This window comes from Gandjariella thermophila, assembly GCF_005405885.1.
In the GTDB taxonomy this organism is placed as follows: Bacteria; Actinomycetota; Actinomycetes; order Mycobacteriales; family Pseudonocardiaceae; genus Gandjariella; species Gandjariella thermophila.
Map to the genome: position 1 here is coordinate 28,910 of NZ_BJFL01000007.1, position 24,270 is coordinate 53,179.

The window sequence follows — 24,270 nt, forward strand, 5'->3', positions numbered from 1 at the left end:
GGTGAAACTGCTCGTGACTGGCGGAGCAGGGTACGTCGGCAGCGTGTGCGCGGCTCGGCTGGTGGAGGCGGGGCACGAGGTCGTGGTCGTGGACGATCTGTCCACCGGGCACGCCGACGCGGTTCCCGAGGGCTGCCGGTTCGTCGAGGGCGACGTCTCCGAGGTGGCCGGCTCCCTGCTGGGCGAGGGTTTCGACGGGGTGCTGCACTTCGCCGCCAAGTCGCTGGTCGGCGAGTCCATGCAGGATCCGGCCAAGTACTGGCACGGCAACGTGGTGACCTCGCTGCGCCTGCTGGAGGCCATGCGCGAGCACGGCACGCCGCGGCTGGTGTTCTCGTCCACCGCGGCCACCTACGGCGAGCCCGACGAGGTGCCGATCGCGGAGACCGCCCCGCCCCGGCCCACCAACACCTACGGCGCCACCAAGCTCGCCATCGACATGGCGATGGCCAGCTACGCGGCCTCGCACGGGCTCGCCGCGGTGAGCCTGCGGTACTTCAACGTGGCCGGCGCACACGGGCGGTTCGGCGAGCGGCACGCGGTGGAGACCCACCTCATCCCGATCGTTTTGCAGGTGGCGCTCGGGCAGCGGGAGCAGGTGCAGATCTACGGGGACGACTGGCCGACCGAGGACGGCACCTGCGTCCGGGACTACATCCACGTGACCGACCTCGCCGACGCGCACCTGCTCGCCCTGGACCGCGCCAAGCCCGGCGAGCACGTCGTCTACAACCTCGGCAACGGCACCGGCTTCTCGGTGAAGCAGGTGATCGACACCTGCCGCGAGGTCACCGGGCATCCGATCCCGGCCGCGGTGGCGCCGCGCCGGGAGGGTGACCCGGCGGCGCTGGTGGCCTCCAGCGAGCGCGCCCGCCTGGAACTGGGCTGGACGCCCCAGCGTCCGGACCTCGCCGACATCGTCGGCGACGCATGGGCGTTCACCCGGCAGGCCCTGCGAGTCTGACCCGCCCCGAGCTGTCCCGGGGCTCGCCACCGCCACCCCGCCACGGCTGGTCGACCACCGCCCGCGGTTGATGCGGGGAGCCGCCGCGGTCATCGGGATTCCCCCGCCTCGATCAGCCGTTCCGCGTCGGCGGCGGCGTCCGCGGCGAGCACGGCCAGCCGGGCCGGCGGCAGGCCGGCGTCGAGGGCGCGGCGGAGCAGGCCGGCCAGCCGGTGCCCGGGATGCGCGGCCTCGGCCGTGTCCAGCGCGATGCCGGCCAGCGCGCCGTCCCCGCGCAGGTACGCGGCGAAGGCCAGCAGGGTGGCCGGTTCCGCGCGTTCCGGCACCGGGGTGCCCCTGGTCAGCGCGAGCCACAACTGCTCGGCGGCGGCCGCGTGCGGACCGTCCGCGGTGGCCAGGCACGCGTCGCGGACCCGGTGGTCGGCCAGCGCGACGGCCAGCCGGACCACCTCCTCGTCGCCGAGCACGAGCCTGCCACTCGCCATGTCGGTGATCGCCTGGTGCACGGCGACCAGATCGCGGACGACGGCCGCCGGTCCGGCGAGCCGCCGGTCCAGTTCGGCGGCCTCCGCGGCCAGTTCCAGCCGGGCGGAACGGCGGGCCAGCGCCAACCCGTCGACCGGGGCGAGTTGCGCGGCCAGTTCCTCCCGGCTGGCGTAGGTGACCGCGCCGGCGAGCGCGGTGGCCGCGGCAAGCGGGCTGCTCGCCGGGTCCGGCACCTGCCCGGTGCAGCAGCGGTCCGGGTGGTAGCAGGCCCAGGCGGCGCCGGCCACGGTGGCCGCCACCCACGCGGCGTGGACGACCGGAATCCCGCGGGCGGTCAGTGCCCGGCCGGTGAGGTCGACCAGGTCCTGATGCGGGAGGTCGGGCGGGTCCGCCGTGCCGCCGCCGATCACGGCCAGCCACGCTCCGGTCGCGTCGAGCCGGTCGACCGGCAGCAGCAACTGGGACACCACCTCGGCATGGTGCTCCCGCGGTGGCAGGTCGGTGCGCAGCGTCAGCCCGACCCGGTGCGCTTCCTCGCCGTGCAGGATGACCAGCACCAGCGAGTCGATCGGGTGGAAGCCGAGCAGGTGTGGCACCGCGGCGATCAGGTCACCGGCGTCGCGGAGCCGGATGCTGGGGCGCAAGGGCGTCGTCATGGCTCCACGATCGACCAGGGAAGCCGCCGGGGAGGGCGTCGAACCGTCCGCTGTGGACAACCGGGGCGGCTGTGCACAACCCGGCGAGAACGCCTGCCAGAAGCCGGAATTCGTCAGGGGTGCCCGCTACCCTGCTGTCTCCACCCCGGGGTGGAGACAGCGATCCACCCGGAACCCAACCACGGGCCGACGCGCGGCGGACCCCCAACCGGCCATGCTGCCCGCCAGGCGCCGGCGGCGTGCCGGCGCCGGCGGAGAGGGGAGATGTCGTGTCCGCGTTGCAGGCCGTGGTCTCTGTCGCCATCGCGGCGCTGGTGCTGGTGCGGGTGATCGGCCGGCAGGTGACCGGTTCGCCGGTGACGGCCAGGTCGCTGGTGCTGATGCCCGCCGTGCTGCTGGTGATCGGCGTCGCCGGGATGGGTAACGTGCTCGGCTCGGCGTCTACCGGCGCGCTGCTGCTGTTCGGCGCGGACGTGGCGCTGCTGGTGCTGGTCGGCCTGGGCCGGGGCGCCAGCGTGGCGCTCGGTGAGCGGAACGGGACGCTGTATCAGCGGGGCACCCGGCTCACCCTGCTGCTGTGGCTGCTCACCATCGCGCTGCGGGTCGGCTTCGCCTTCGCCGGGCACCTGCTCGGGGTGGACGACCGGCTGGCCGGCGCATCGATCGCGCTCAGCATGGGGTTGACCATCGGCGCGCAGAACGTGGCCATCTGGTGGCGCGGGCAGCGGCTGGGCGTGCCGATGGCGGTGCCGGCCGCACGCCGCTGACCGGCTGTTCCGCCACCGGCCGGCGGCGGCATGATGCGCGGCGTGCTGGAAGATGCGGCCAACCTGCCGCGCCCCTGGGCGGCCATGGCGCGCTGGCTGCGGCTGATCCCCGCGCCGGTCCTGGTGCTCACCACCGTCACCCGACCGGGCCCGCAGCTGCTCGGCGGCGGCAAACCGGTGCTCGTCGCCCTGGTGGCGCTCGCCGTGCTCGGCAACCTCAGCCAGCTGCCGCAACTCCGCCTGCCCCGCCGGCTGGTCCGCACCGGGTTGCTGATCTTCGTCGTCACCAGTTGCCTGCTCACCGTGGCCGCGCCGGGCAGCAGCGCATTCATCAACCCGTTGCTCGGCGTGCACTGGGCGGTGCGGCGCAGCACCAACACCCTGGCTACGATCACCGTGGTGGTCGCCTGCGCCGGGCAGATCACGGGCGTGCTGCTCCGCCACGACTCCGCCGTCGCGGCGTTCGCCCTGGTGCTGGGCACCGTCGCGGTGGCACTCAGCGGGCTGGTGTGGCGCAGCAGGGAGGCGCGGACCGAGCAGACCCAGCTCGCGCTGGCCCGCGAGCAGCAGGCGCGGGAGGAGCACGCAAGGGCCGCGGCGCTGGCCGAGCGCGCCAGGATCGCCCGGGAACTGCACGACGTGCTCGCCCACTCGCTCGCCGGGCTGTCGCTGAACCTGCAGACCGCCCGGCTGTTGCTGGCCAGGGAGGGTGCCAGCGCCGAGGTGATGGCCCGGATCGAGCAGGCGCAGCGGCTCGCCGCCGACGGCATCGCCGAGGCGCGGCAGGCGGTCGCGGCGCTGCGCGACGATCCCGTACCGCCGCACCGCCGAATCGCCGACCTGGTCGCGGCGGTGCGTCTGGAAGGCGCCGCCGCGGCGGACGTGGTCGTCGACGGCACGCCCCGCGAGCTGCCGGCCGAGATCGCCCAGGCGCTGCACCGGGTCGCGCAGGAGGCGCTGACCAACGCGCGCAAGCACGCGCCGGACGGCACGATCCGCGTGGTGCTGGAGTACCGCCCGGAGCACGTCGTGCTCACCGTGTCCAACACCGACGGACGGCCGGCACCGACCGTCGTGGCCGGCGGCTACGGTCTGGTCGGCATGCGGGAACGCGCCGAGCAGGTGGGCGGGGAGTTGGAGGCGGGACCGGTGGCCGACGGGTGGCGGGTGCGGCTGGTGGTTCCGGCATGAGGACGGGGTTTCAGTGATCGGGAGCGCTCCGGCCGCCGGGCCGCATGATCGGGGAGGCAGGGCCCGTGCGCGGCAAGCCGAGGCCGGTCACGGGCCGGGCCCTGCCGACGGGATCGTGGGCGCGCGCGGACTCGCGGCACAGAAAGGGGGCAGCATGACCGCGGACCCGGTGCGGGTGGTGGTCGCCGACGACCAGACCGTGGTTCGCGAGGGACTGGTCACCCTGCTCGGGCTGCTCCCCCGAATCGACGTGGTGGGCGCCGCCGCGGACGGCGAGGAGGCGGTGCGCCTGGTCGGCGAGCACCGGCCGGACGTGCTGCTGGTGGACCTGCGCATGCCGCGCTGCGACGGGGTCACCGCGACCCGGCGGGTGGTCGCCAACCACCCGGACACCGCGGTCGTCGTGCTGACCACCTACGCCGACGACGAGTCGGTGCTCGCCGCGCTGCGCGCCGGCGCCCGCGGCTACCTCACCAAGGACGCCGACGCCGAGTCCATCGCCAGGGCGCTGCGGGCCGCCGCGGCCGGGCAGTCCATGGTCGACGCCGACGTGCAGCGCCGGCTGGTGGCCGCGGCGAGCGACCCCCGCGACCGGCGCCCGGCCGGGCAGCTGCCGGAGGGCCTCACGCCACGGGAGGTGGAGGTGCTGCGGCTGATCGCGGCGGGGCTGTCCAACGGGGAGATCGCCCGCCGGCTGGTGGTCACCGAGGCGACGGTGAAGACCCACGTCAACCACCTGTTCGCCAAGGCGGGCCTGCGGGACCGGGCACAGGCAGTCGCCTACGCCTACCGGATGGGCCTGGTCGACTAGCTCGGGCGCGACCGCTTCGGCTCTGAAGGCAGGGTGGCACGCCACGGTCGAAACGCTCCGGACCAGCTCACCGGAGTACGAGGTCGTAGCGCACCTCCGAGGTGGTCACGCCCCAGGGTGCGGCCGGCGGCCGGCGCTCCGTCTCGGTGAAGCCCGCGCCGCGGTACAGCGCGGCCGCGGCGCGGAGCAGGTCGATCGTCCACAGGAACACCCGGTGGTAGCCGGCCGTGCGGCAGTGCGCGACCGCGTCGTCCAGCAGCCGCCGGCCCAACCCGCGGCCGCGCACCTCGGGCTCCAGCAGGAACCAGCGGAACTGGCCGACACCCTCGGCGGCCGGGCACACCGCGGCGCTGCCCAGCAGCCGGTCACCGTCCCGCACCAGCCAGAACCGGGTTTCCGGCCAGGAAGGGGCGAGCACGGCGGCGGCCACGCCGGAGGCCACGTAGGCCTCGAACCGCTCGTCGAGGCCGTACTCGGCGCGGTAGAGCCGACCGTGCTGCCCGATGATCGCGCCGAGTTCGCCGGCCCGCAGCCGGACGTCGATCGCTGGCTCACCCATGGCGCCTCCAACCGTTCGGTTGGAACGCTACAACCAAACGGTTGGAATATCTAGGCTGGGCCGGTGAGCACCGAACCGATCCGGAACCGGATCCTCCGCGCGGCCGCCGAGGAGTTCGCGCGGCACGGCTTCGAGGGCGCCCGGGTGGCACGCATCGCCGCGGCCGCCGAGGCCAACAAGGAACGCCTGTACCACTACTACGGCAACAAAGAGGACCTGTTCACCGCGGTGCTGGACGAGGCGATGCGGCAACTGGCCGCGGCCGAACCGTTCGCCGCCGACGACCTCGGCGGGTACGTGGCGCGCATGGTGGACTTCCACCGGGAACACCCGACCCTGGTCCAGTTGCTGCTCGCCGAGGCCCGGCACCACGGCAGCGCGCCGCTACCACACGAGTCCGACCGCGCGGCCCACTACCGGCGGCGCGTCGAGGCCATCCGGCAGGCCCAGCGGCGGGGCGCGGTGCGCACCGACGTGGACCCGGAAACGCTGCTCTACGCGGTGCTCGCGCTGGTGGCGACGGCGTCCGCGCTCCCCCAGCTCACCCGGCTCATCCTGGGCGCGGACCCGGTGGAGGTGGCCGGCCACGGTGAGCTGCGCGCGGGCCTGCGCCGGCTGCTGGACGTGCTCACCACACCGCGACCGTGACGGGGCCGTGGCCAGCACCGGGGACCGGCCCCGGTCAGCCCTTGGGGGCGAGCGCCTCCAGCACCTCGTCCGCCCGGCGCAGTGACATGGCCGGATCCACGTCCGGCGAGCCGATCTCCGGGTCGAAGTTGAGATCCACGAACACCTCGGTGATGCCCTGCTCGGCCAGTGCCTCGACGTCCCCGCGGATCTGGTCCAGGGTGCCGGTGAGCGGCCTGCGGTCCGCCGCGCCGGCCGGGCGGACGCGTACCACGCCACGGCAGACGAACCGGAGGGCGTCCGGGTCCCGGCCGGCGTCCTCGGCCGCGGCCCGCACGGCGGCCACCGACTGTCCGATGGTGGTCAGGTCGGCGCGGCTGCTGCTCACCCAGCCGTCACAGAGCCGCCCGGCGCGGCGCAGCGCCGGCTCGGCCGCACCACCGAGCAGGATCGGAGGGTGCGGCCGCTGCACCGGCTTGGGTTCCATCCTGGTCGGCGGGACGCGGTAGAACTCGCCGTCGTGCGCCACCACCTCGTCCGTCCACAGTGTCCGCAGCAGCCGGATGAACTCGGCGCCCCGCCGACCTCGGGCGTGCTTGGATGCGCCGACCGCGGTGTACTCCTCGTCCGACCAGCCGTTGCCCAGGCCGACCTCGAGCCGGCCGTGGGACAGGATGTCCAGCGTGGTCAGCTGCTTGGCCATCAGCACCGGGTTGGAAAACGGCATGTTCAGCACGGCCACACCGAGCCGGATGTTTTCCGTGCGCGCCGCGGCGTAGGCCAGCGCCACGATCGGATCCTGCACGCTGCGGTAGGTCTCGCCCCAGGAGTGGTCCACCGGGGCCAGCAGGCGCTGGAACGTCCACAGCGAGCGGTACCCGAACTGCTCGGCCCGCTGGGCGATGTGCAGCAGGTTCTCCTCGGTGGCCCAGGAACCCGATACCGGAGCGGCGAAGCCAATGTCCACACCTGAACGCTACGACATCACCCGAGACCCTCGCATTCGCTGGCGTTGTTCGAGCAGGCGGCAGCGGTCACAGCGCCGACGGCGCGGGCCCCACCAGCACGGCCGGCTCGTCGGGAGCACCGCCAAGCCCGGCCGGACCGGTGTTCTGCCGCGCGATGATCCACCCGGCGCACAATGGGCATTCCCCTTCCACGCCGGAATGGGCGGAGAATGGTCCGGCAGAATCCGGGTCAGCGCGCCTGTGCGATGTACGACTCGAGAAGCTCTTGGTCGTCCTCGAGTTGGCTGATCCTGCTCTTGACCACGTCCCCGATGCTGACGATGCCGGCGAGTTTCCCGTCGACCAGCACGGGCACATGCCGAATGCGGTTCTCCGTCATCATCACGGTGAGCCGGTCCACCGTGTCTGCGGGGGTACAGGTGACCACCGCGGCGGTCATGATCTTCGACACCGACTGGTCGAGCAGCCGCGCACCGCGCTCGTGCAGCCGCCGCACGACGTCACGTTCCGAGACGATGCCGACCACCCGCTCGCCGTCGAGCACGACCAGCGCGCCCACGTTGTGCTCGGCCAGCAGCCCGAGCAACTCGGTCACCGTCGCCGACGGTTCCACCGTGACGACCGCCGAACCTTTTCGCCGCAACACGTCCGCGATCCGCATGATGGGCGCCTCCCATCCGCTGCCGGCCGGTGACCTTTTGTCGGAGGCTAGTTGCCCGGGCACGGTTACGGAAGGGCGCGAGCGGATTGCCGCCACGATGAACACGTACGGAGCAACTGCCGCTAGTGATCGGTGACACCGCGCCATTCTGGATCGAGCAACCCTTCCGGTACCGCGGAATCTCGGGGTGATTTCCGGTCGGCGGTCAGGACTTTCGCCCCGTAGCGCCGGGTCAGCCGACCAGGTCGGCAAGCCGGTCGACCTGGTCGACGTCCGTCGCCCAGCAGTACAGGATCACCTCGTCCGCGCCGAGCGCGGCGAACTGCGCGATCGCTCGGCGCACCGCCGCCGCGCTGTCCAGCATCCCGTCGGCAACGGCGCGGGTGTCGCCGAGGAAGGCGTAAGTACCCGCCGATGGCGTCGCGGGCCGCGTCGAGCACGTGCTGCGGCCCGATCGCGACGTTCGCCTGGGCAAGCAGCCGCGGCTGGCCGGCCCGTCCCGCGGCCGCCCACTGACCGCGGACCTGGTCGAACAGCCGTTCCAGGTAGCTCGGCGGGGCGGCGCCGATGAAACCGTCGCCCCAGCGGGCCACCCGCGCGGTCGCGCGCTCTGCTTCGCCAGCAGCACCGGGTCGCGCAGCGGGGCGAGCAGCACCTCGGTCTGCACCCGGATGCGGGACGTGGCACCGGCGATGCTCGCCAGGGTCACCAGCGGTTCGGGGTTGTGGTAGACGAGCCGGTCGAGCAGGGCGAGCGTGCTGAATGGACCCGCTTCCGCGCGGCCGCCCAGGACAGCAGCGCCTCCGGCTCGTCGACGGGCATGCCGAGACCGATCTTCATCACGTTGGCACCTCCGGAAGGGCAGGATCAACTGTGCCGCCCCTCCGTGACACCACGCGGTGCCGCTCCCGTTCTGCGGCATGGTTCCTCGGGCGCGATCCGATCAGAGTGCCGCGACCATATCCGTGCCCTGGCGGGCACCGCACCCGGATTTCCGACCGCGCGCGGCGGCGCAGGACCCGTCCCGGCTGACCTCCGCACCGGTGCGCCCGGTCGGTGTGGCCTGCCGCGGCGGGAAGTTAGCGCCGCCGCCGGGTCCCCGCCCGACAGGTATGCCCTCCGCGGCCCGGGATGCTGGCGCAGGGCGCCCATTCCGGGACTCGACCGTCACTGATCTCGCGAATGATGTCCGGACCGCCTGGTCCGGGTCTCCGGCAGGACACCAGCGGGGAGCCAACGCCGCCGTCGGCTCCCCGCGTGCTCAAGAACCACCTTCCGGCCCGGCTGGGCCGGGAATCAGCTGCAGCCGGAGGTGGAGCCGCAGCCCTCGCAGACGTAGCAGGAGCCGGCGGGCCGCATCTTGGTGCCGCAGGTCATGCACAGCGGCGCGTCCGCGGCCTTGCCGTGCCGCAGTTCGAGCAGTTCGGTGGAGCTACCCACCCGTTCCGGGCTGATCGTCTGGCCCGGTCGCCGGCCGGGTTCGTCGGCCGCGGCCGGCTGCGGCGAGGCGTCCACCGTGCTGCGCAACGTCTCCAGGTCGACCTCGGAGGACGGCCCGTTCTCACCGTTGACCTGCGCGGCCCGCTCCTCGGCGGTGAAGATGCCGAGCTGGGCGCGCTTCTCGTAGGGCAGGTAGTCCAGGGCCAGCCGGCGGAATAGGTAGTCCAGCACGCTGGTGGCGATCCGCACGTCCGGGTCGTCGGTCATGCCGGCCGGCTCGAAGCGCTGGTTGAGGAACTTCGAGACGTAGAACTCCAGCGGAATCCCGTACTGCAGGCCAACCGAGATCGACATGGAGAACGCGTCCATCACACCGGCCAGGGTCGAACCCTGCTTGCCGAGCTTGATGAAGATCTCGCCGAGGCCGTCGTCCGGGTACGAACCGGCGTGCAGGTAGCCCTCCGCGCCGCCGACCGTGAACGACCACGTTTGGCTCGGCCGCTTCTTCGGCAGGCGCTTGCGCACCGGTCGGTACTCGACCACCTTCTCCGGTTCGCCGGACTTCCTGGCCGTCTTCCCGGCGGACAGCGGCTGGCCGACCTTGCAGTTGTCCCGGTAGATGGCCAGCGCCTTGAGGCCGAGCTTCCAGCCCTCGAAGTAGATCCGCTCGACGTCCTCCACGGTGGCCTGCTCGGGCATGTTCACCGTCTTGGAGATCGCGCCGGAGATGAACGGCTGCACCGCCGCCATCATCCGCACGTGGCCCATCGCCGGGATGGACCGCTCCCCCATCGCGCAGTCGAACACCTCGTAGTGCTCGGGACGCAGCCCCGGGGCGTCCACCACGTGGCCGTGCTCGGCGATGTAGTCGACGATCGCCTCGATCTGCTCGTCCACGTAGCCCAGCGACTTCAGCGCGCGCGGCACGGTCTGGTTGACGATCTGCATGGACCCGCCGCCGACCAGCTTCTTGAACTTCACCAGCGCCAGGTCCGGCTCCACCCCGGTGGTGTCGCAGTCCATCATCAACCCGATGGTTCCCGTCGGCGCGAGTACCGAGGACTGCGCGTTGCGCCAGCCGTTGACGGCGCCGATCTCCAGGCACTTCCGCCACTCCTCGGTGGCCACCTTGCGCACCGCCACGTCGTTGGAGTGGTAGGTGCGGATCATGTCGTTGGCCGCGGCATGCTTGCGCATCACCCGCTGGTGCCCATCCGCGTTGCGGGCGTAGCCCTGGTACGGCCCCACGACGCCGGCCAGCTCGGCCGAACGCCGGTAGGCGACGCCGGTCATCAGCGAGGTGATCGCCGCGGCGAGCGCGCGGCCGCCGTCGGAGTCGTAGGCGTGGCCGGTGGCCATGAGCAGCGCGCCCAGGTTGGCGTAGCCGATGCCGAGCTGCCGGAACTTCCGGGTGGTCTCGCCGATGGCCTTGGTCGGGAAGTCCGCGAAGCAGATCGAGATGTCCATCGCGGTGATGACCAGCTCGACCGCGCGGACGAACAGCTGCGCGTCGAAGGTGTTGTCCTCGCGCAGGAACTTCATCAGGTTCATCGAGGCGAGGTTGCAACTCGAGTTGTCCAGGTGCAGGTACTCGCTGCACGGGTTGGACGCCGTGATCCGGCCGGACTCCGGGCAGGTGTGCCAGTCGTTGATCGTGTCGTCGTACTGCAGCCCCGGGTCGGCGCACTCCCACGCCGCCTGGGCGATCTTGCGGAACAGCCGCTTGGCGTCGACCTTCTCCAGCACCTCGCCGGTGGTGCGGGCCCGCAACCCGAACTCGCCGCCCGCCTCGACGGCGCGCATGAACTCGTCGGAGACCCGCACCGAGTTGTTCGCGTTCTGGTACTGCACCGAGGCGATGTCGTTGCCGCCCAAGTCCATGTCGAAGCCGGCGTCCCGCAGAACGCGGATCTTCTCCTCTTCACGGGCCTTGGTCTCGATGAACTCCTCGATGTCCGGGTGGTCGACGTCGAGGATGACCATCTTCGCGGCCCGGCGGGTCGCGCCGCCGGACTTGATCGTCCCGGCGGATGCGTCCGCGCCGCGCATGAACGACACCGGACCGGAGGCGTTGCCGCCCGAGGACAGCAGCTCCTTGGAGGACCGGATGCGGGAGAGGTTCACCCCCGCGCCGGAACCACCCTTGAAGATCAGCCCCTCCTCCTTGTACCAGTCCAGAATGGACTCCATGGTGTCGTCCACGGAGAGAATGAAGCACGCCGACACCTGCTGCGGCGACTTGGTACCGACGTTGAACCAGACCGGCGAGTTGAAGGCGAACACCTGGTGCAGCAGCATCCAGGTGAGTTCGTGCTCGAAGACCTCCGCGTCGGCGTCACTGGCGAAGTAGCCGTGCTCCACGCCCGCCCGGACGTAGGTGCCGACCACCCGGTCGATCAGTTGCTTCAGGCTGTTCTCCCGCTGCGGGGTGCCCACCGCCCCGCGGAAGTACTTGCTGGTGACGATGTTCGTCGCGTTCATCGACCAGAACTCGGGGAACTCGACACCGCGCTGCTCGAAGTTGACCGAGCCGTCCCGCCAGTTCGTCATCACGACGTCCCGACGCTCCCAGGTCACCTCGTCGTACGGGTGCACGCCCTCGGTGGTGAACACGCGAGTGATCCGCAGGCCGGGCGCCCCCTTGCCACCCCGCCGCCTGGCGGCGTTCTTCGTGCCCGACCCGGACTCCGCCGCACCACCCGCGGCCGGGGTTCCGACGGTCTCCGTCATAGCCTCGTCCCTCTCCTCGGTTGCTCGCTCGTGTCGCTCGGCCCCGTCCGGGCTCCCCGTCCGGTTCGGTCCAGCCGACCTGCCTGACATCTGCGTGGATCGGTTGGTCCGTTGTGTGTTCGTCCGCGCTCGCCGTGGTGTCGGGCATGCCTTCGCGGGCGGTGTGGCCCGCGCGCCGGCTCAGCCTTCCGAGACGGCGGGTTCACGCGCGGGACCCGCCTTCTCGGCCTTCTCCGCCTTCGCGGGCCTGTCGGCCTTCGCGGGCTTGTCAGCCCGCTCGACGCCGTCGACCTCGGCGCCGTCCCCTCGGCGGGCCGCGCGCAGGCCGGCGATCTCCTTCTCGAAGTCCTCGACGGAGGAGAACGACCGGTACACGCTCGCGAACCTCAGGTAGGCGACCTCGTCGAGGTCACGCAGCGGGCCGAGGATGGCCAGCCCCACCTCGTGGCTCGGGATCTCGGCACATCCAGCGGAGCGGATCTGCTCCTCGACCCGGTGCGCCAACTGCTGCAGGGCGTCCTCGTCGACCGGGCGGCCCTGGCATGCGCGGCGCACGCCGCGCACCACCTTCTCGCGGCTGAACGGTTCGGTGACTCCGGAACGCTTGACCACCGCGAGCACGGGTTCCTCGACCGTGGTAAACCGGCGGCTGCACTGCGAGCAGGACCGCCGACGCCGGATGGCCTGGCCCTCCTCGACCTCCCGGGAGTCGACCACCCGGGACTCCGGGTGGCGGCAGAACGGGCACCGCACCCTGCTCACCTCTTCCCCAGCACATGCCACCGCGCGGGCCTGCCACAACGGCGGGTGACGAGCACCAGCCTATCCGCGGCGCCCCGGTAGCACCACCGCGCAACCCCAACTTGTGGACAAACTACAACGGTGTAACCACTAGATGTTGTGTCGGCACACTAAGTCCATGGGGTTGCGCGGCGCAAGCCGACACGGCCGCGACGCGCCGAGTTCACCGAGTGGCGCACGCCTCAATACCTGGCGTAGCGACCCGGCCACGCCGTGACCCGGGGAGGCGCGAGCACCACGGATCGCGGGACACGAGCGGCGCGGGAAAGGGCGGGAAAGGAACGCCGCACCCAAGAAGGTTCTGAGCAGGCAGAACGCTGGCCGAAGACCACGACCGCGGTGAGCGCACCCGAGCCCCGCCACGGCGAACCCGCGCGGCCGGCCGGAACGCCGCCCTACGGGCGGAAGGAGGCTGACACGCCGGCCGCCGGGCCGGACGGCGCCGGGGACGGCGCGCTCAGCGCGCCCACCAGACCCAGACCCACGACCGCCAGGCAGGCCAGCGCGGCGATCCCGACAAGCGAGACAACCGGATGGGCGGACGGCCGTATCCGGCAATGCGCCGGCTCCGGGCGGCGGCGGACCAGCACCGCGCGGCCACCGGGGGCCCGGTACCGGTGCCGGCCGGCCGGCCGCGCGGGCCGCGCCGACACCTCCGCACCATCGAGCACCAACCGTGTGCCGTGTCGCGGTGTACCGCCGGGCACGGCGACCCGGCGCTGGTCGACTCCGGGGGTGCGGTGCAGCAGCACAGCCATGACGCCTCCCGTGACGGGGAACGAGCATCTTCCAGCCGACTCGAACAACCGTTCGATCGAACGCCCGTGCGAATGTCTACCACCCACCGTCAGGGAAGTCGAGACCCCGGGACCGAATCCTTCGAACAGGTGTTTGATCTGGCGGTCGAATCGGACTAGCGTCTTCGGTGAAGATCGGATGCCGGCCCACGGCCTGGTCCGGCGAAGGAGGCAACACGGTGGCACGCACGGGGGACCACATCGAGACGCGAACGGGCAGGCGTGGCCCGGGACGGCCGACCGCGGCAGAGATCAGCAAGGAACTCGGCACCGATGTCCGCGCCCTGCCGGAGCCGGCCGACGGCGGCGAAGGCACCGCCCTGACACCCCGCCAGCGCCGCGTGCTGGAAGTGATCCGTAGCTGGCTGGACCGGCACGGCTACCCGCCCAGCGTGCGGGAGATCGGCGAGGCGGTCGGGCTCACCTCGACATCCTCGGTGGCCCACCAGCTGCGGGCCCTGGAGCGCAAGGGCTACCTCCGCCGTGACCCGAACCGCCCCCGCGCGGTGGGCATGTTGCCGCCCGATGTCGAGGTTGCGGCCGAGCCGTCCGGCACGGACCAGCCCGAACCCGCCTACGTGCCGCTGGTGGGTCGCATCGCCGCCGGTGGCCCGATCCTCGCCGAGCAGAACATCGAGGAGGTCTTTCCGCTGCCGAAGGAGATCGTCGGCCACGGAGAGCTGTTCCTGCTCAGGGTGGCCGGTGACTCCATGGTCGACGCGGCGATCACCGACGGCGACTGGGTGGTGGTCCGGCAGCAGCCCACCGCCGACAACGGCGACGTGGTGGCCGCGATGATCGACGGCGAGGCGACCGTCAAGACATTCAAGCGCCGAGACGGGCATGTCTGGCTGATGCCGCACAACCCGGCCTACGAGCCGATCCTCGGCGACGAGGCCACCGTGCTCGGCAAGGTGGTGGCGGTGTTGCGGCGACTGTGAACCCGGCGTGCGCAGCGTTGCGCCTCTCGGTGCCGCGCTGCGCCGCCTGGCGGTGCGGCCGTGGCCGCACCTCGATCGTGACTACCGCCTACTCGACCAGCCAGCCGGCGCGGCTGTGCCACCGGCTGGTCGGTGCCCGGACGGTCAGCGTGCGGAGGGGCGGTTCGGTTCCGCCGTGTTCTGCGCCGGCCGCGCCGACTCAGAGGCCCGTGCCGACTCCGGCGGCCGTGTCGCCTCGGCGGGCTGTGCCGGCTCGGGGCCCTGCCGTGCCGACTCCGGCGCCGGTCGCGGCGGCTCCGAGCCCTCCGGCGGCGTGCTCGGTCCCGCGGTTACCTGCGGAGGTGCGGACGGCTCTCCGGCGGGCTTGGAATCCGACTTGGATTCGGACTCGTGATCCTCCGCGCGCATCTCCGCCTTGAAGATGCGCAGCGACCGCCCGATGCCACGAGCCGCGTCCGGCAACCGCCTCGCCCCGAACAGCAGAACGAACACCAGAGCCACCAGGGCCCAGTGCCACGGGCTGAACTCGCCCATCAGTTTCCTCCTGCCCAGTGGACTCCTCAGAGCCTGCCCCGGTAGCCGGCGGACCTGCGATGACGACCGCGGGAACACGGTACGGCCTCAGGAACAGGCGCTGACACCACCGTAACGCGGCAGGGCATCGACCGGTATCACGCCGGGCTGCCGTCCCGCCCGAAACGTTCGAGCAGGCCGGCCAGGTCCGGGCGCACCAGGGCGCTGAGCTGGGTGCCCTCCGCGGTGTACTCCTGGGTCAGCACCTCGCCCTCGCCGTGCACCCGGGACACCAGTTCGCCCTTCGTGTACGGCACCAGCACGTTGACCAGCACGTCCGGCGCCGGCAGCAGTTCGGCGATGCGTCGGCGCAGCTCGCTGACACCGGTGCGGGTCTTCGCCGAGACGAACACCGCGTCCGGGAACAGGTGCCGCAGCCGGGCCCTGGTCACGTCGTCCGCGGCGTCGATCTTGTTGACCACCAGCAGCTCGGGCGGCATCTGCCCGGTGTGCTGCTCGCCGATCTCGGCCAGCACCTCGCGCACCGCGTTCACCTGCCGCTCCGGCATCGGGTCCGCGCCGTCGACGACGTGCAGGATCAGGTCGGCGTCCGCGACCTCCTCCAGCGTCGAGCGGAACGCCTCGACCAGCTGGTGCGGCAGGTGCCGGACGAACCCGACCGTGTCGGTGAGCGTGTAGGGCAGCCCGTCCGGGGTGACCGTGCGGCGGGTGGTCGGGTCGAGGGTGGCGAACAGGGCGTCCTCGATCAGCACGCCGGCGCCGGTCAACACGTTGAGCAGGCTCGACTTCCCGGCGTTGGTGTAGCCGGCGAACGCCACGCTGGGTACCGCGTTGGCCATCCGGCGCACCCGCTTGGTCTCCCGGACCGTGCCCATCGCCGCGATCTCCCGGCGCAGCTTCGCGATCCGCTTGTGGATCCGCCGCCGGTCGGTCTCCAGCTTGGTCTCACCGGGACCGCGGGCGCCGATGCCGCCACCCCCGGCGACCCGGCCACCGGCCTGCCGGGACATCGCCTGGCCCCAACCACGCAGCCGCGGCAGCAGGTACTGCAGCTGGGCCAACTCAACCTGCGCCTTGCCCTCCTTGGACTTCGCGTGCTGGGCGAAGATGTCCAGGATCAGCGCGGTCCGGTCGATCACCTTGACCTTGAGCTTCTCCTCGAGCTGGCGGAGCTGGCCGGGAGACAGCTCACCGTCGCAGATCACGGTGTCAGCGCCCAGGGCAACAACCACGTCCCGCAGCTCGCGGACCTTGCCGGAGCCCACGTACGTGGCCGGGTCCGGCCGGTCGCGCCGCTGCACCAGGCCCTCCAGCACCCGCGAGCCGGCGGTCTCGGCAAGCCTGGCCAGCTCGGCAAGCGACGCGTCGGACTCCTCCGCGGTGCCCTCGGTCCACACCCCGACCAGGACCACACGCTCCAGCCGAAGCTGCCGGTACTCGACCTCGGTGATGTCGGCAAGCTCGGTGGACAGGCCCGCGACCCGGCGCAACGCGCTACGGTCGGCGAGTTCGAACTCTCCCGTCGAAGGCTGCGGTTCGATGCCGTCGTCGGGGCTGATGGGAAATTCGCTCATACTCCTTCCATCGTCCCACTCGCGGCCGCTTCTGCCGAGCGGGTTTCCCGCGATGGGCTACTCACCACGGGTCAACGCCACGCGGGGGTCCGTTCGTTCCCACCTCCGCCAGTTCCGGGCGCCGCTCCCGCCGCCGCGCCCGCGAGGCGACCGCGGCCCGGCCACCGCGGTACGACCGTGGCCCCGGCTGACATTTCGCCTACCCGATCATCACCGTCTTGGTGGTGCCGGTTGCCCCGGAAGAGCGGATAGCGTCGCGGCGCCACCGACGCCGACCGGGGAGGCGACCGCGTGCTGCACACCGAGGTCCTGCTCGACGGGCTGTACTTCGGCGAGGGACCGAGGCATGGCCCGGACGGCCGGCTGTACCTGTCCGACTTCTACGCGCACGAGGTGCTCGCGCTCGACCTGGCTACCGGCGCGCGGGAGCGGATCTGCCAGGTGCCCGGCCAGCCCTCGGGTCTCGGCTGGCTGCCGGACGGCCGGCTGCTCGTGGTGTCCATGCTCGACCGGGCGGTGTGGCGGTTGGAGTCGGACGGGCGGCTGGTGCGGCACGCTGACCTGTCCACCGTCGCCACCTTCCACGCCAACGACATGCTCGTCGACCCGCGGGGCCGCGCCTACATCGGCAACTTCGGCTTCGACCTGCACGCCAGGCTCGCCGAGCAGGGCACCGAGGCGCTGCTCGCGCCGGACGCCGACCCGCCGGGGGCGGCACTCGCGCTGGTCCGGCCGGACGGCGAGGTGCGTGTGGTAGCCGAGAACCTGAAGTTCCCGAACGGCACGGTGCTGCTGGGCGGGACCACGCTGGTGGTCGCCGAGTCGCTGGGCCTGCGGCTGACCGCGTTCGACATCGCCGCCGACGGCACCCTGCACGGCCAGCGGGTGTGGGCCGACCTGCGGCCGCAGTCGATCGTCCCGGACGGCACGTGCGTGGACGCCGACGGCGGCATCTGGGTGGCCACGGCGCTGCAGAACCGGGCATACCGGGTGACCGAGGGCGGCACGGTGACCGACGCGGTGGAGACCAGCCAGCCGTGCTTCGCCGTGGCGCTCAGCGGCGCCGACCGCCGCACCCTGGTCTGCTGCACCGCGCCCAGTTCGATGCCCGGCGAGGTGGCCGTGGAGCGGCTCGGCCGGCTGGAGGCCGTCCAAGTCGCCGTGCCCGGGACGGGCTGACCACGGCCGTGAGCCACGAGCGCGGGGCCGCGCCTACTCGCCGCCCAGCGCCTCCCACCACGCCGCGTCCAGCTCGCCACGGGCGAGGAGCACCGCAGGACCGGTGAGCGTGCTGGTGTGCTCGTCGACGCGCACCCGCACCCGGCCGCCGGGCACGTCCACGATGCACTCCCCGCCGGCCTGGCCACCGAGGTCGAGCACGGCGGCCACCGCGGCGACCGTGCCGGTCCCGCAGGACCGGGTCTCCCCCACGCCGCGCTCGTGCACCCGCATGCGCAGCATGCCGGCGCCGACCGGCTGGACGAACTCGACGTTGACCCCGTGCGGGAACAGCACCGGGTCGTAACCGGGCGGCACGGTCAGGTCCAGGTCGTCCACCGATCCGTCGACCAGGCAGGCCAGGTGCGGGTTGCCCACGTCCACGGCGACGCCGTCGAACGCCCGGCCGCCCACGGTGGCGGTGGAGTGCCCGAACACCTTGGCCGGTCCCATGTCCACGGTCACCGTGCCGTCCTCATGCGTGGTGACCGGGCGCTCCCCGGCCCGGGTGCCGACCACCAGGTCGCCCGGCTCGACCAGGCCGGCGTCCAGCAGGTACCTGGCGAACACGCGCACCCCGTTGCCGCACATCTCGGCCACCGAGCCGTCCGCGTTGCGGTAGTCCATAAACCACCGCTCGCCGGCCACGTCCGCGGGGGCGTCCGCGACCGACGCCGCGCGGGTCACCCGCAACACGCCGTCGGCGCCCAGGCCGCGGCGGCGGTCACACAGCGCGCGCACCCGCTCGACGGTCAGTTCCAGCACGCCGTCCGGGTCGGGCAGCACCACGAAGTCGTTCTCCGTGCCGTGCCCCTTGACGAACTCGACTCCGGCCACCGCACCAGGCTACGGGGTGAGATGCCGGCACACCGCGTGGACCAGGTCGTGCCGGCCGGCGTCGAACCAGGTGATCCGCCGGTCCCTGCGGAACCAGGAGCGCTGCCGGCGGACGAACCGGCGGGTCGCGCGGGCGGTTTCCGCGGCCGCGGTGGCCAGGTCGTAGCGGCCGTCCAACGCGGCGAGCACCTGCTGGTAGCCCAGCGCCCGGGAGGCGGTCCTGCCCTCGCGCAGCCCCCTAGCCTCCAAGCCGCGCACCTCGTCCACCAGGCCGGCGGCGAACATGCGTTCGACCCTGGCGTCCACCCTGGCGTCCAGGTCGTCGGCCGGGCGGTCCAGGCCGACCAGCACGGTGCCGTAGTGCGCCGGCCCCGGCCGGGGCATGGTGGCCGAGAACGGGCGACCGGTGATCTCGATCACTTCCAGGGCGCGCACGATCCGGCGACCATTGCCGGGCAGGATGGCGGTGGCCGCCACCGGGTCCACGTCGGCCAACCTGCGGTGCAACGTCACCGGCCCCACCCGGGCCAACTCGTCCTCCAGCCGGGCCCGCACCGCCGGGTCGGTGCCGGGAAAGCGCAGGTCGTCCAGTACCGCCTGGACGTAGAGCCCCGAGCCGCCGACCAGCACCGGCACCCGGCCGGCGGCGAGCAGCCGCTCGATCGTGGCGCGGGCGTCCCGCTGGTAGGCGGCGACCGACGCGGTCTCGGTCACCTCCAGCACGTCGATGAGGTGGTGCGGCACGCCCTGCCGCTCGACCTCGGAGATCTTGGCCGTGCCGATGTCCATGCCCCGGTAGAGCTGCATGGCGTCCGCGTTGACCACCTCGCCGCCGAGGCGCAGCGCCAACTCGACGCCAAGCTCGGATTTACCTGTGGCCGTCGGGCCGACCACGGCGACCGGGCGCGGCTCGGCACGGCTCATGCCGGGTCCCAGACGGCGATGTGGTAGGCGACCCCGAACGGGTTGAGCAGCTCGGCGTGCTTGCCGCGCCACTCGTGCCCCGAGGCGAGCGCCGCACCGGCGAGCACCTGCCAGGCCGCCCGGCCCGCCGCGCCCAGCTCGGCGGCCGGCGCGACGTCCAGGTCGAGCAGTCGCCGCGGGTCGGCGTCGGCCAGCGCGTCCCGCACCTGCTCGTCGAACGGCGCGGCACGCGGGTCCGGCAGCGCCTGGGCGTGTTCCGCATACTGGTTCGATCCCTCGCCAAGCACCAGCAGGCCGACCGGTCGCGGCCCGCCCGCCTCGGCGGCGAGGCGCTCGCCGAGGCGGACACAGTCCGCCGGGGGCAGTTCCGGGGGCACCAGGTCGGCGTGGACGCGCTCGGCGCCGGCCCGCTCCCGGAGCCATCCGGCCACCAGGGCGGGCAGCGGCAGCCGCGGGTCGGCTTCTCCCGCCGCGCCGTCCGCGGAGAGCGTGACCGGCACGTCCACCCCGAAGCCGGCGAACGTGCCCCGGGTGTGCGGGGCGATCCGCACGGGCCCGGCCGGGTCCGCGCCCACCGCCAGCCACACGCCCGCGACCTGCGCCAACTCCGCGGCGACCGCCACGGTGGCCCGCCGCAGCGGCTCGGTCTCCGCGGCCGCGCCGGCCACCAGCTCGGGCACCAGAAGCGGCGGATGCGGCACCACGGCGGCACGTCGGATCACGCCCGACCACGCTACCGGCCGGAGGTGGAGTTCCGAGGCGAGCCCTGACCTGTTTGAATTCGCCCCTGGGGTATCCGACGACCGAAACGTCGCGGTGCCCGGGTTGCTGGGCCCCGCCCGGGGCGGGGCGCCCGCGGAAGGCGCGGGCAAAGGCGGGCAGGCAGGAGGGAGCCGGCATGACGGACCAGGACGGAACCCCGGAGACCAGCGAGAACGGAACCGCGCGGGTGGTCCCTGCGGCCGAGGCGGCCGAGACGCCGGTGGCACCCCCGACCGTGCCGGTCGCCGTCGAGGATCCGGCTCGCTGGGGCCGGGTGGACGAGGACGGCACAGTGTACGTGCGCACCGCCGAGGGCGAGCGGGCGGTGGGCTCGTGGCAGGCCGGTGAGCCGGCCGAGGGCCTGGCGCACTTCGCCCGGCGCTTCGACGACCTGCGCACCGAGGTCGAGTTGCTGGTGACCAGGCTCGACTCGGGCGCCGGCGACCCGAAGCAGGCGCTGACCAGTGCCAGGCACCTGCGCGAGGGGCTGGCCGAGGCCGCCGTCGTGGGCGACCTGGCGGCGCTGGTGGCCCGCGCGGACTACGCGGTGGCCAAGGCGGAGCACGCGGTGCAGGCCGTCAAGGCGGCCCGCGAGGAGGCCAGGGCGGCCGCGGTGGCCCGCAAGGAGGCGCTGGTCGAGGAGGCTGAGCACATCGCGGCCGAGTCCACCCAGTGGAAGGCCGCGGGCGACCGGCTGCGGGAGATCCTCGAGGAGTGGAAGACGGTTCGCGGCGTGGACCGGAAGACCGACGAGCACCTGTGGCGCCGGTTCTCCCGGGCCCGCGACGCGTTCAACCGGCGGCGCGGCTCGCACTTCGCCGAGCTGGACCGGCAGCGGGCCACCGCCAAGGCCCGCAAGCAGGAGCTGGTCGAGGAGGCCGAGCAGCTCGCCGACTCCGACGACTGGGGTCCCACGGCGGCCCGGTACAAGGAGCTGATGGCCGAGTGGAAGGCCGCCGGCCGGGCACCCAAGGACGCCGACGACGCCCTGTGGAAGCGGTTCCGCGGCGCCCAGGACAGGTTCTTCTCCCGGCGCTCCGCCGCGTTCAGCGAGCGGGACGCCGAGTTCGCGGAGAACGCGCGGCAGAAGGAGAAGTTGCTGGCCGAGGCGGAGCAGATCGACCCCTCCGCCGACCTGGAGGCCGCCCGCAACCAGCTCTACAAGATCCAGGAGCGCTGGGAGCAGATCGGCAAGGTGCCGCGGGAGCGGATCCGGGAGCTGGAGGGTCGGCTTCGCGCCGTGGAGGAGCGGGTGCGCGCCGCGGTGGACGCGCAGTGGCGGCGCACCGATCCGGAGGCGCAGGCCCGGGTCGAGCAGTTCCGCGAGCGGGTGGAGCAGTTCGAGTCGCAGGCGGCCAAAGCACGGTCGGCGGGCGACACGCGCCGCGCCGAGCAGGCCGAGGCGCAGGCCGCGCAGTGGCGGGAGTGGTTGGCCGCCGCCGAGCAGGCCGTCGCCAGCCGCTGACAGCCTGGTCGGCCGGGCTGCCGCATCCTGCCGGGTCACTGCCCGTGCCCGGCGAGCCCGGCCGCGCACTCGCGTGATCCCCGTACCTCCGCCCCGTTCGATCCGCTCACCGCGGATGACCGAGCGGGGCGCTCGGCGCACATCGCCATGTTTGTTTCTGTTCGGTCCGGTTGCGCAGATGCGAAGAACGGAGCATTGACCACCATAAATCAACACAGCTAAGGTCCAGACCAGTCAGGACTCACCGCCGCCGACCTGGCCGGGTCCGCGCCCGCACGGCACCGTCGCCCGCGCTCGCGCGAGCCCCGCAATGTCCCTGCCGGTGCCTCGTGTCGGCGGCACCCTCCGCCGGCGCGCGTGCACCTCGACGACGAGGAGGCACGGTGCGCAGAGCCCTGCTCGCCCAGCTCACCGCGTTGGCCATGCTGGTGGCGGCGACCTTCGTCACGCTGTCCACCACCCTCATCCCGACCGCGTCGGCCCTGGAGAACGGCCTCGCCCGGACCCCGCAGATGGGCTTCAACAACTGGAACGCCACCCACTGCCGGTCCGACTTCAACGAGGCGATGGTGAAGTCCATCGCGGACATCTTCGTCTCCTCCGGCCTCAGGGCCGCCGGCTACCAGTACGTGAACATCGACGACTGCTGGGCTCTCCCGCAGCGGGACACGAGCGGCAACCTGGTGCCCGACCCCGCCCGGTTCCCGCACGGCATCAAGGCGCTCGCCGACTACGTACACAGCAAGGGCCTGAAGTTCGGCCTCTACTCCAGCGCCGGCACCAAGACGTGCGACTCGGCCGGGTTCCCCGGCGCGCTCGGGCATGAGCGGCAGGACGCCGCGCTGTGGGCGTCCTGGGGCGTGGACTACCTGAAGTACGACAACTGCAACAACCAGGGTGTGGACGCGCGGCAGCGGTACACCGCGATGCGCGACGCGCTGGCCGCCACCGGCCGGCCGATCCTGTTCTCCATCTGCGAGTGGGGCCAGAACCAGCCGTGGACGTGGGCGCAGAACGTGGGCAACTCGTGGCGCACCACCGGCGACATCGGCGACAACTGGGCCACGATGTTGTCGATCTTCCAGAAGAACCTGCCGCTGGCCCGCTACGCCCGGCCCGGCGCGTGGAACGACCCGGACATGCTGGAGGTCGGCAACGGCGGGATGACCGACACCGAGTACCGCAGCCACTTCAGCCTGTGGGCGATGATGGCCGCTCCGCTGCTGATCGGCACCGATCTGCGCAAGGCCGGTTCGGCGACGCTGGACATCCTCACCAACCGGGACGTGATCGCGGTGGACCAGGACCCGCTGGGCATCCAGGGCCAGCAGGTCAGCGCGGCGGGCGGCCGCTATGTGGTGGCCAAGCCGCTGGCGAACGGCGACGTCGCGGTGGGGCTGTTCAACGCCGGCGAGGGCACCGCGACGATCAGCACGACCGCGGCCGCCATCGGCCTGGGCAACGCCCACCGGTACCGGCTACAGGACCTGTGGAGCAGGTCGTCCCGCACCACGACCGGTGCGATCAGCGCGTCGGTGCCGGCGCACGGCACGGTGGTCTACCGGGTGAGCCGGCTCGGCGCGACCCCCGCTCCCTCGGCCGGTACCAGCCAGCTGTCCGCGCTGCCCTGGGCGCTGATGAGCAACGCGTGGGGGCCGGCGGAACGGGACCGCAGCAACGGCGAGGCGCCCGACGGTGACGGGCGCACCCTCACCGTCGGCGGCGTCACCTTCGTGCACGGGCTGGGTACCAACGCGCGCAGCGAGATCCGCTACGACCTCGGTAGCAGGTGCACCCGGTTCACCGCGAGCGTCGGCGTGGACGACGAGGTCGGCGACCGCGGCTCGGTGGTGTTCCAGGTCTACGCCGACGGGCGCAAGGTCGCGGACAGCGGCCTGCTCCGCGGCACGGACGGTGTCAGGCAGATCAGCGCGGACGTGTCGGGGGCGGCCTTACTGCACCTGACCGTGCTCGACGGCGGGGACACCGCCGACTACGACCACGCCGACTGGGGCAATGCCACGATCACCTGCGCCTAGCCCCGCGCCAGGTTCGGCGGCCGCGACCAGGCGATGCGGAACCAGGCGATCGCCATGACCAGCAACGACAGCACGGCCAGCACCAGCCCGGCGCCCGGTCCGGGGCCGGGCTGGTGGCTGTGCGTGGTCTGCTGCGACCAGATGGACAGCACGCCGACGACCAGGGCGAGCCAGCAGCCCAGCGCGCACACCCAGGACATACCCCACCGCCGGGTGGTCAGCCCAAGCGCCGAGCCCAGCACCCCGAAACCCATCGCCAGGTAGCCGAACACCCGGGGCAGCACGCCCACCCCCGGCGGCGCCTGGCCGAGTAGCACGTTCATCCCGCTGGTCCCGCCGGCCCACGGCAGCACCGTGGCCACCAGCAGCACCAGCACGGCGATCGCGATCACCAGCGCCCGCGCGCCCGGATCGATTCGCCGCAACACCGACCGCTCGACCTGGTCGATCTCGGCGCGCAGTTCGGCGATGTCGTCCGGTTCGTCCGGGCGGCCGGAACTTCCCCGGGCGTTCACCGT

Annotated in this window: 24 protein-coding genes and 1 pseudogene; 10 read left to right on the forward strand and 15 right to left on the reverse strand. The window is 72.7% G+C overall.

What is annotated here, in order from left to right:
• Nucleotide 1: 1 nt before the first annotated feature.
• Nucleotides 2-964 (forward strand): UDP-glucose 4-epimerase GalE, encoded by a 963-nt coding sequence (gene galE / locus FFT21_RS09545; RefSeq protein ID WP_137813440.1) that lies wholly within the window; start codon nt 2-4, stop codon nt 962-964.
• Between the two features lie 89 nt (nt 965-1,053).
• On the opposite strand, the gene FFT21_RS09550 is transcribed toward galE, so the two are convergent.
• Nucleotides 1,054-2,106 (reverse strand): DUF4192 domain-containing protein, encoded by a 1,053-nt coding sequence (locus FFT21_RS09550; RefSeq protein WP_137813441.1) that lies wholly within the window; start codon nt 2,104-2,106, stop codon nt 1,054-1,056.
• A gap of 269 nt (nt 2,107-2,375) precedes the next feature.
• Here FFT21_RS09550 and FFT21_RS09555 point away from each other — a divergent pair, with 269 nt between their 5' ends.
• The 3 genes from FFT21_RS09555 (at nt 2,376) to FFT21_RS09565 (ending at nt 4,875) form a co-directional block, all read left to right on the forward strand.
• A complete protein-coding gene (locus FFT21_RS09555; RefSeq protein ID WP_137813442.1) occupies nt 2,376-2,873 on the forward strand; it encodes a hypothetical protein in 498 nt (165 codons plus the stop codon).
• Between the two features lie 42 nt (nt 2,874-2,915).
• On the forward strand, nt 2,916-4,064 hold the full coding sequence (locus tag FFT21_RS09560) for a sensor histidine kinase (RefSeq protein WP_225978255.1): 1,149 nt from the start codon (nt 2,916-2,918) through the stop codon (nt 4,062-4,064).
• Between the two features lie 154 nt (nt 4,065-4,218).
• Nucleotides 4,219-4,875, forward strand: a complete 657-nt coding sequence (locus tag FFT21_RS09565) for a response regulator (protein ID WP_137813443.1) — start codon at nt 4,219-4,221, stop codon at nt 4,873-4,875.
• A gap of 67 nt (nt 4,876-4,942) precedes the next feature.
• On the opposite strand, the gene FFT21_RS09570 is transcribed toward FFT21_RS09565, so the two are convergent.
• Entirely contained in the window at nt 4,943-5,434 is a 492-nt protein-coding gene (locus tag FFT21_RS09570) for a GNAT family N-acetyltransferase (RefSeq protein ID WP_137813444.1), read from the reverse strand.
• A 63-nt stretch (nt 5,435-5,497) separates the two neighbouring features.
• On the opposite strand from FFT21_RS09570, the gene FFT21_RS09575 reads away from it, so the two are divergent.
• Nucleotides 5,498-6,082 carry a TetR family transcriptional regulator gene (locus FFT21_RS09575; RefSeq protein WP_137813445.1) on the forward strand — a complete coding sequence of 195 codons (585 nt, stop codon included), beginning with the start codon at nt 5,498-5,500 and terminating at the stop codon, nt 6,080-6,082.
• 34 nt (nt 6,083-6,116) lie between these two features.
• On the opposite strand, the gene FFT21_RS09580 is transcribed toward FFT21_RS09575, so the two are convergent.
• From FFT21_RS09580 to FFT21_RS30260, 3 genes are all read right to left on the reverse strand, one after another.
• Complete coding sequence (locus tag FFT21_RS09580) at nt 6,117-7,028, reverse strand: TIGR03619 family F420-dependent LLM class oxidoreductase (protein ID WP_137813446.1); 912 nt, start codon at nt 7,026-7,028, stop codon at nt 6,117-6,119.
• Nucleotides 7,029-7,258: 230 nt separating this feature from the next.
• Nucleotides 7,259-7,690 (reverse strand): CBS domain-containing protein, encoded by a 432-nt coding sequence (locus FFT21_RS09585; RefSeq protein WP_137813447.1) that lies wholly within the window; start codon nt 7,688-7,690, stop codon nt 7,259-7,261.
• A gap of 232 nt (nt 7,691-7,922) precedes the next feature.
• Complete coding sequence (locus FFT21_RS30260) at nt 7,923-8,054, reverse strand: hypothetical protein (protein ID WP_264081636.1); 132 nt, start codon at nt 8,052-8,054, stop codon at nt 7,923-7,925.
• 76 nt (nt 8,055-8,130) lie between these two features.
• Between FFT21_RS30260 and FFT21_RS30265 the strand changes: the two genes are divergently transcribed.
• On the forward strand, nt 8,131-8,421 hold the full coding sequence (locus FFT21_RS30265) for a hypothetical protein (RefSeq protein WP_264081637.1): 291 nt from the start codon (nt 8,131-8,133) through the stop codon (nt 8,419-8,421).
• On the opposite strand, the pseudogene FFT21_RS29670 reads toward FFT21_RS30265, so the two are convergent.
• The 4 genes and pseudogenes from FFT21_RS29670 to FFT21_RS09605 all read right to left on the reverse strand — a co-directional run.
• Nucleotides 8,355-8,612, reverse strand: a pseudogene (locus FFT21_RS29670) (hypothetical protein); the annotation flags it as partial. The gene FFT21_RS30265 and the pseudogene FFT21_RS29670 overlap by 67 nt on opposite strands.
• 374 nt (nt 8,613-8,986) lie before the next feature.
• Nucleotides 8,987-11,860: a vitamin B12-dependent ribonucleotide reductase gene (locus FFT21_RS09595; RefSeq protein ID WP_137813448.1), complete on the reverse strand. Its 2,874-nt coding sequence runs from the start codon at nt 11,858-11,860 to the stop codon at nt 8,987-8,989.
• 180 nt (nt 11,861-12,040) lie between these two features.
• The gene (gene nrdR / locus FFT21_RS09600) at nt 12,041-12,613 is read right to left on the reverse strand and encodes a transcriptional regulator NrdR (protein ID WP_137813590.1); all 573 of its coding nucleotides are present in this window, start codon (nt 12,611-12,613) and stop codon (nt 12,041-12,043) included.
• Between the two features lie 443 nt (nt 12,614-13,056).
• Complete coding sequence (locus FFT21_RS09605; RefSeq protein WP_137813449.1) at nt 13,057-13,419, reverse strand: hypothetical protein; 363 nt, start codon at nt 13,417-13,419, stop codon at nt 13,057-13,059.
• Between the two features lie 290 nt (nt 13,420-13,709).
• Here FFT21_RS09605 and lexA point away from each other — a divergent pair, with 290 nt between their 5' ends.
• Nucleotides 13,710-14,399 carry a transcriptional repressor LexA gene (gene lexA / locus FFT21_RS09610; protein ID WP_137813591.1) on the forward strand — a complete coding sequence of 230 codons (690 nt, stop codon included), beginning with the start codon at nt 13,710-13,712 and terminating at the stop codon, nt 14,397-14,399.
• Nucleotides 14,400-14,543: 144 nt separating this feature from the next.
• Here the strand turns inward: lexA and tatA are convergent, their stop codons facing one another.
• On the reverse strand, nt 14,544-14,933 hold the full coding sequence (gene tatA, locus FFT21_RS09615) for a Sec-independent protein translocase subunit TatA (protein ID WP_137813450.1): 390 nt from the start codon (nt 14,931-14,933) through the stop codon (nt 14,544-14,546).
• 137 nt (nt 14,934-15,070) lie between these two features.
• A complete protein-coding gene (hflX, locus tag FFT21_RS09620) occupies nt 15,071-16,507 on the reverse strand; it encodes a GTPase HflX (RefSeq protein WP_137813451.1) in 1,437 nt (478 codons plus the stop codon).
• A gap of 291 nt (nt 16,508-16,798) precedes the next feature.
• Here hflX and FFT21_RS09625 point away from each other — a divergent pair, with 291 nt between their 5' ends.
• Nucleotides 16,799-17,686, forward strand: a complete 888-nt coding sequence (locus FFT21_RS09625; RefSeq protein ID WP_137813452.1) for an SMP-30/gluconolactonase/LRE family protein — start codon at nt 16,799-16,801, stop codon at nt 17,684-17,686.
• Nucleotides 17,687-17,719: 33 nt separating this feature from the next.
• Here the strand turns inward: FFT21_RS09625 and dapF are convergent, their stop codons facing one another.
• Genes dapF through FFT21_RS09640 form a run of 3 tightly spaced genes read right to left on the reverse strand, consistent with a single transcriptional unit; the run spans nt 17,720 to nt 20,208 of the window.
• Complete coding sequence (gene dapF / locus FFT21_RS09630; protein ID WP_137813453.1) at nt 17,720-18,562, reverse strand: diaminopimelate epimerase; 843 nt, start codon at nt 18,560-18,562, stop codon at nt 17,720-17,722.
• Between the two features lie 9 nt (nt 18,563-18,571).
• On the reverse strand, nt 18,572-19,486 hold the full coding sequence (gene miaA / locus FFT21_RS09635; protein WP_137813454.1) for a tRNA (adenosine(37)-N6)-dimethylallyltransferase MiaA: 915 nt from the start codon (nt 19,484-19,486) through the stop codon (nt 18,572-18,574).
• Nucleotides 19,483-20,208 carry a class III extradiol ring-cleavage dioxygenase family protein gene (locus FFT21_RS09640; protein WP_137813455.1) on the reverse strand — a complete coding sequence of 242 codons (726 nt, stop codon included), beginning with the start codon at nt 20,206-20,208 and terminating at the stop codon, nt 19,483-19,485. Before FFT21_RS09640 ends, miaA begins: the two co-directional genes overlap by 4 nt.
• A 176-nt stretch (nt 20,209-20,384) precedes the next feature.
• On the opposite strand from FFT21_RS09640, the gene FFT21_RS09645 reads away from it, so the two are divergent.
• A complete protein-coding gene (locus FFT21_RS09645; RefSeq protein WP_137813456.1) occupies nt 20,385-21,713 on the forward strand; it encodes a DUF349 domain-containing protein in 1,329 nt (442 codons plus the stop codon).
• Between the two features lie 383 nt (nt 21,714-22,096).
• The gene (locus FFT21_RS09650) at nt 22,097-23,752 is read left to right on the forward strand and encodes an NPCBM/NEW2 domain-containing protein (RefSeq protein ID WP_443093357.1); all 1,656 of its coding nucleotides are present in this window, start codon (nt 22,097-22,099) and stop codon (nt 23,750-23,752) included.
• Here FFT21_RS09650 and FFT21_RS09655 read toward each other — a convergent pair.
• Nucleotides 23,749-24,267 carry an Rv2732c family membrane protein gene (locus tag FFT21_RS09655; protein ID WP_137813457.1) on the reverse strand — a complete coding sequence of 173 codons (519 nt, stop codon included), beginning with the start codon at nt 24,265-24,267 and terminating at the stop codon, nt 23,749-23,751. The genes FFT21_RS09650 and FFT21_RS09655 overlap by 4 nt on opposite strands.
• Nucleotides 24,268-24,270: the final 3 nt, after the last annotated feature.

Excerpts from the sequence above, each read along its gene's own strand:
- FFT21_RS09550 (WP_137813441.1), bottom strand. The coding sequence starts at position 2,106 with ATGACGACGCCCTTGCGCCCCAGCATCCGGCTCCGCGACGCCGGTGAC.
- FFT21_RS09565 (WP_137813443.1), top strand. The coding sequence starts at position 4,219 with ATGACCGCGGACCCGGTGCGGGTGGTGGTCGCCGACGACCAGACCGTG.
- FFT21_RS09570 (WP_137813444.1), bottom strand. The coding sequence starts at position 5,434 with ATGGGTGAGCCAGCGATCGACGTCCGGCTGCGGGCCGGCGAACTCGGC.
- FFT21_RS09585 (WP_137813447.1), bottom strand. The coding sequence starts at position 7,690 with ATGCGGATCGCGGACGTGTTGCGGCGAAAAGGTTCGGCGGTCGTCACG.
- FFT21_RS30260 (WP_264081636.1), bottom strand. The coding sequence starts at position 8,054 with ATGCTGGACAGCGCGGCGGCGGTGCGCCGAGCGATCGCGCAGTTCGCC.
- FFT21_RS09595 (WP_137813448.1), bottom strand. The coding sequence starts at position 11,860 with ATGACGGAGACCGTCGGAACCCCGGCCGCGGGTGGTGCGGCGGAGTCC.
- FFT21_RS09605 (WP_137813449.1), bottom strand. The coding sequence starts at position 13,419 with ATGGCTGTGCTGCTGCACCGCACCCCCGGAGTCGACCAGCGCCGGGTC.
- tatA (WP_137813450.1), bottom strand. The coding sequence starts at position 14,933 with ATGGGCGAGTTCAGCCCGTGGCACTGGGCCCTGGTGGCTCTGGTGTTC.
- hflX (WP_137813451.1), bottom strand. The coding sequence starts at position 16,507 with ATGAGCGAATTTCCCATCAGCCCCGACGACGGCATCGAACCGCAGCCT.
- miaA (WP_137813454.1), bottom strand. The coding sequence starts at position 19,486 with ATGAGCCGTGCCGAGCCGCGCCCGGTCGCCGTGGTCGGCCCGACGGCC.
- FFT21_RS09645 (WP_137813456.1), top strand. The coding sequence starts at position 20,385 with ATGACGGACCAGGACGGAACCCCGGAGACCAGCGAGAACGGAACCGCG.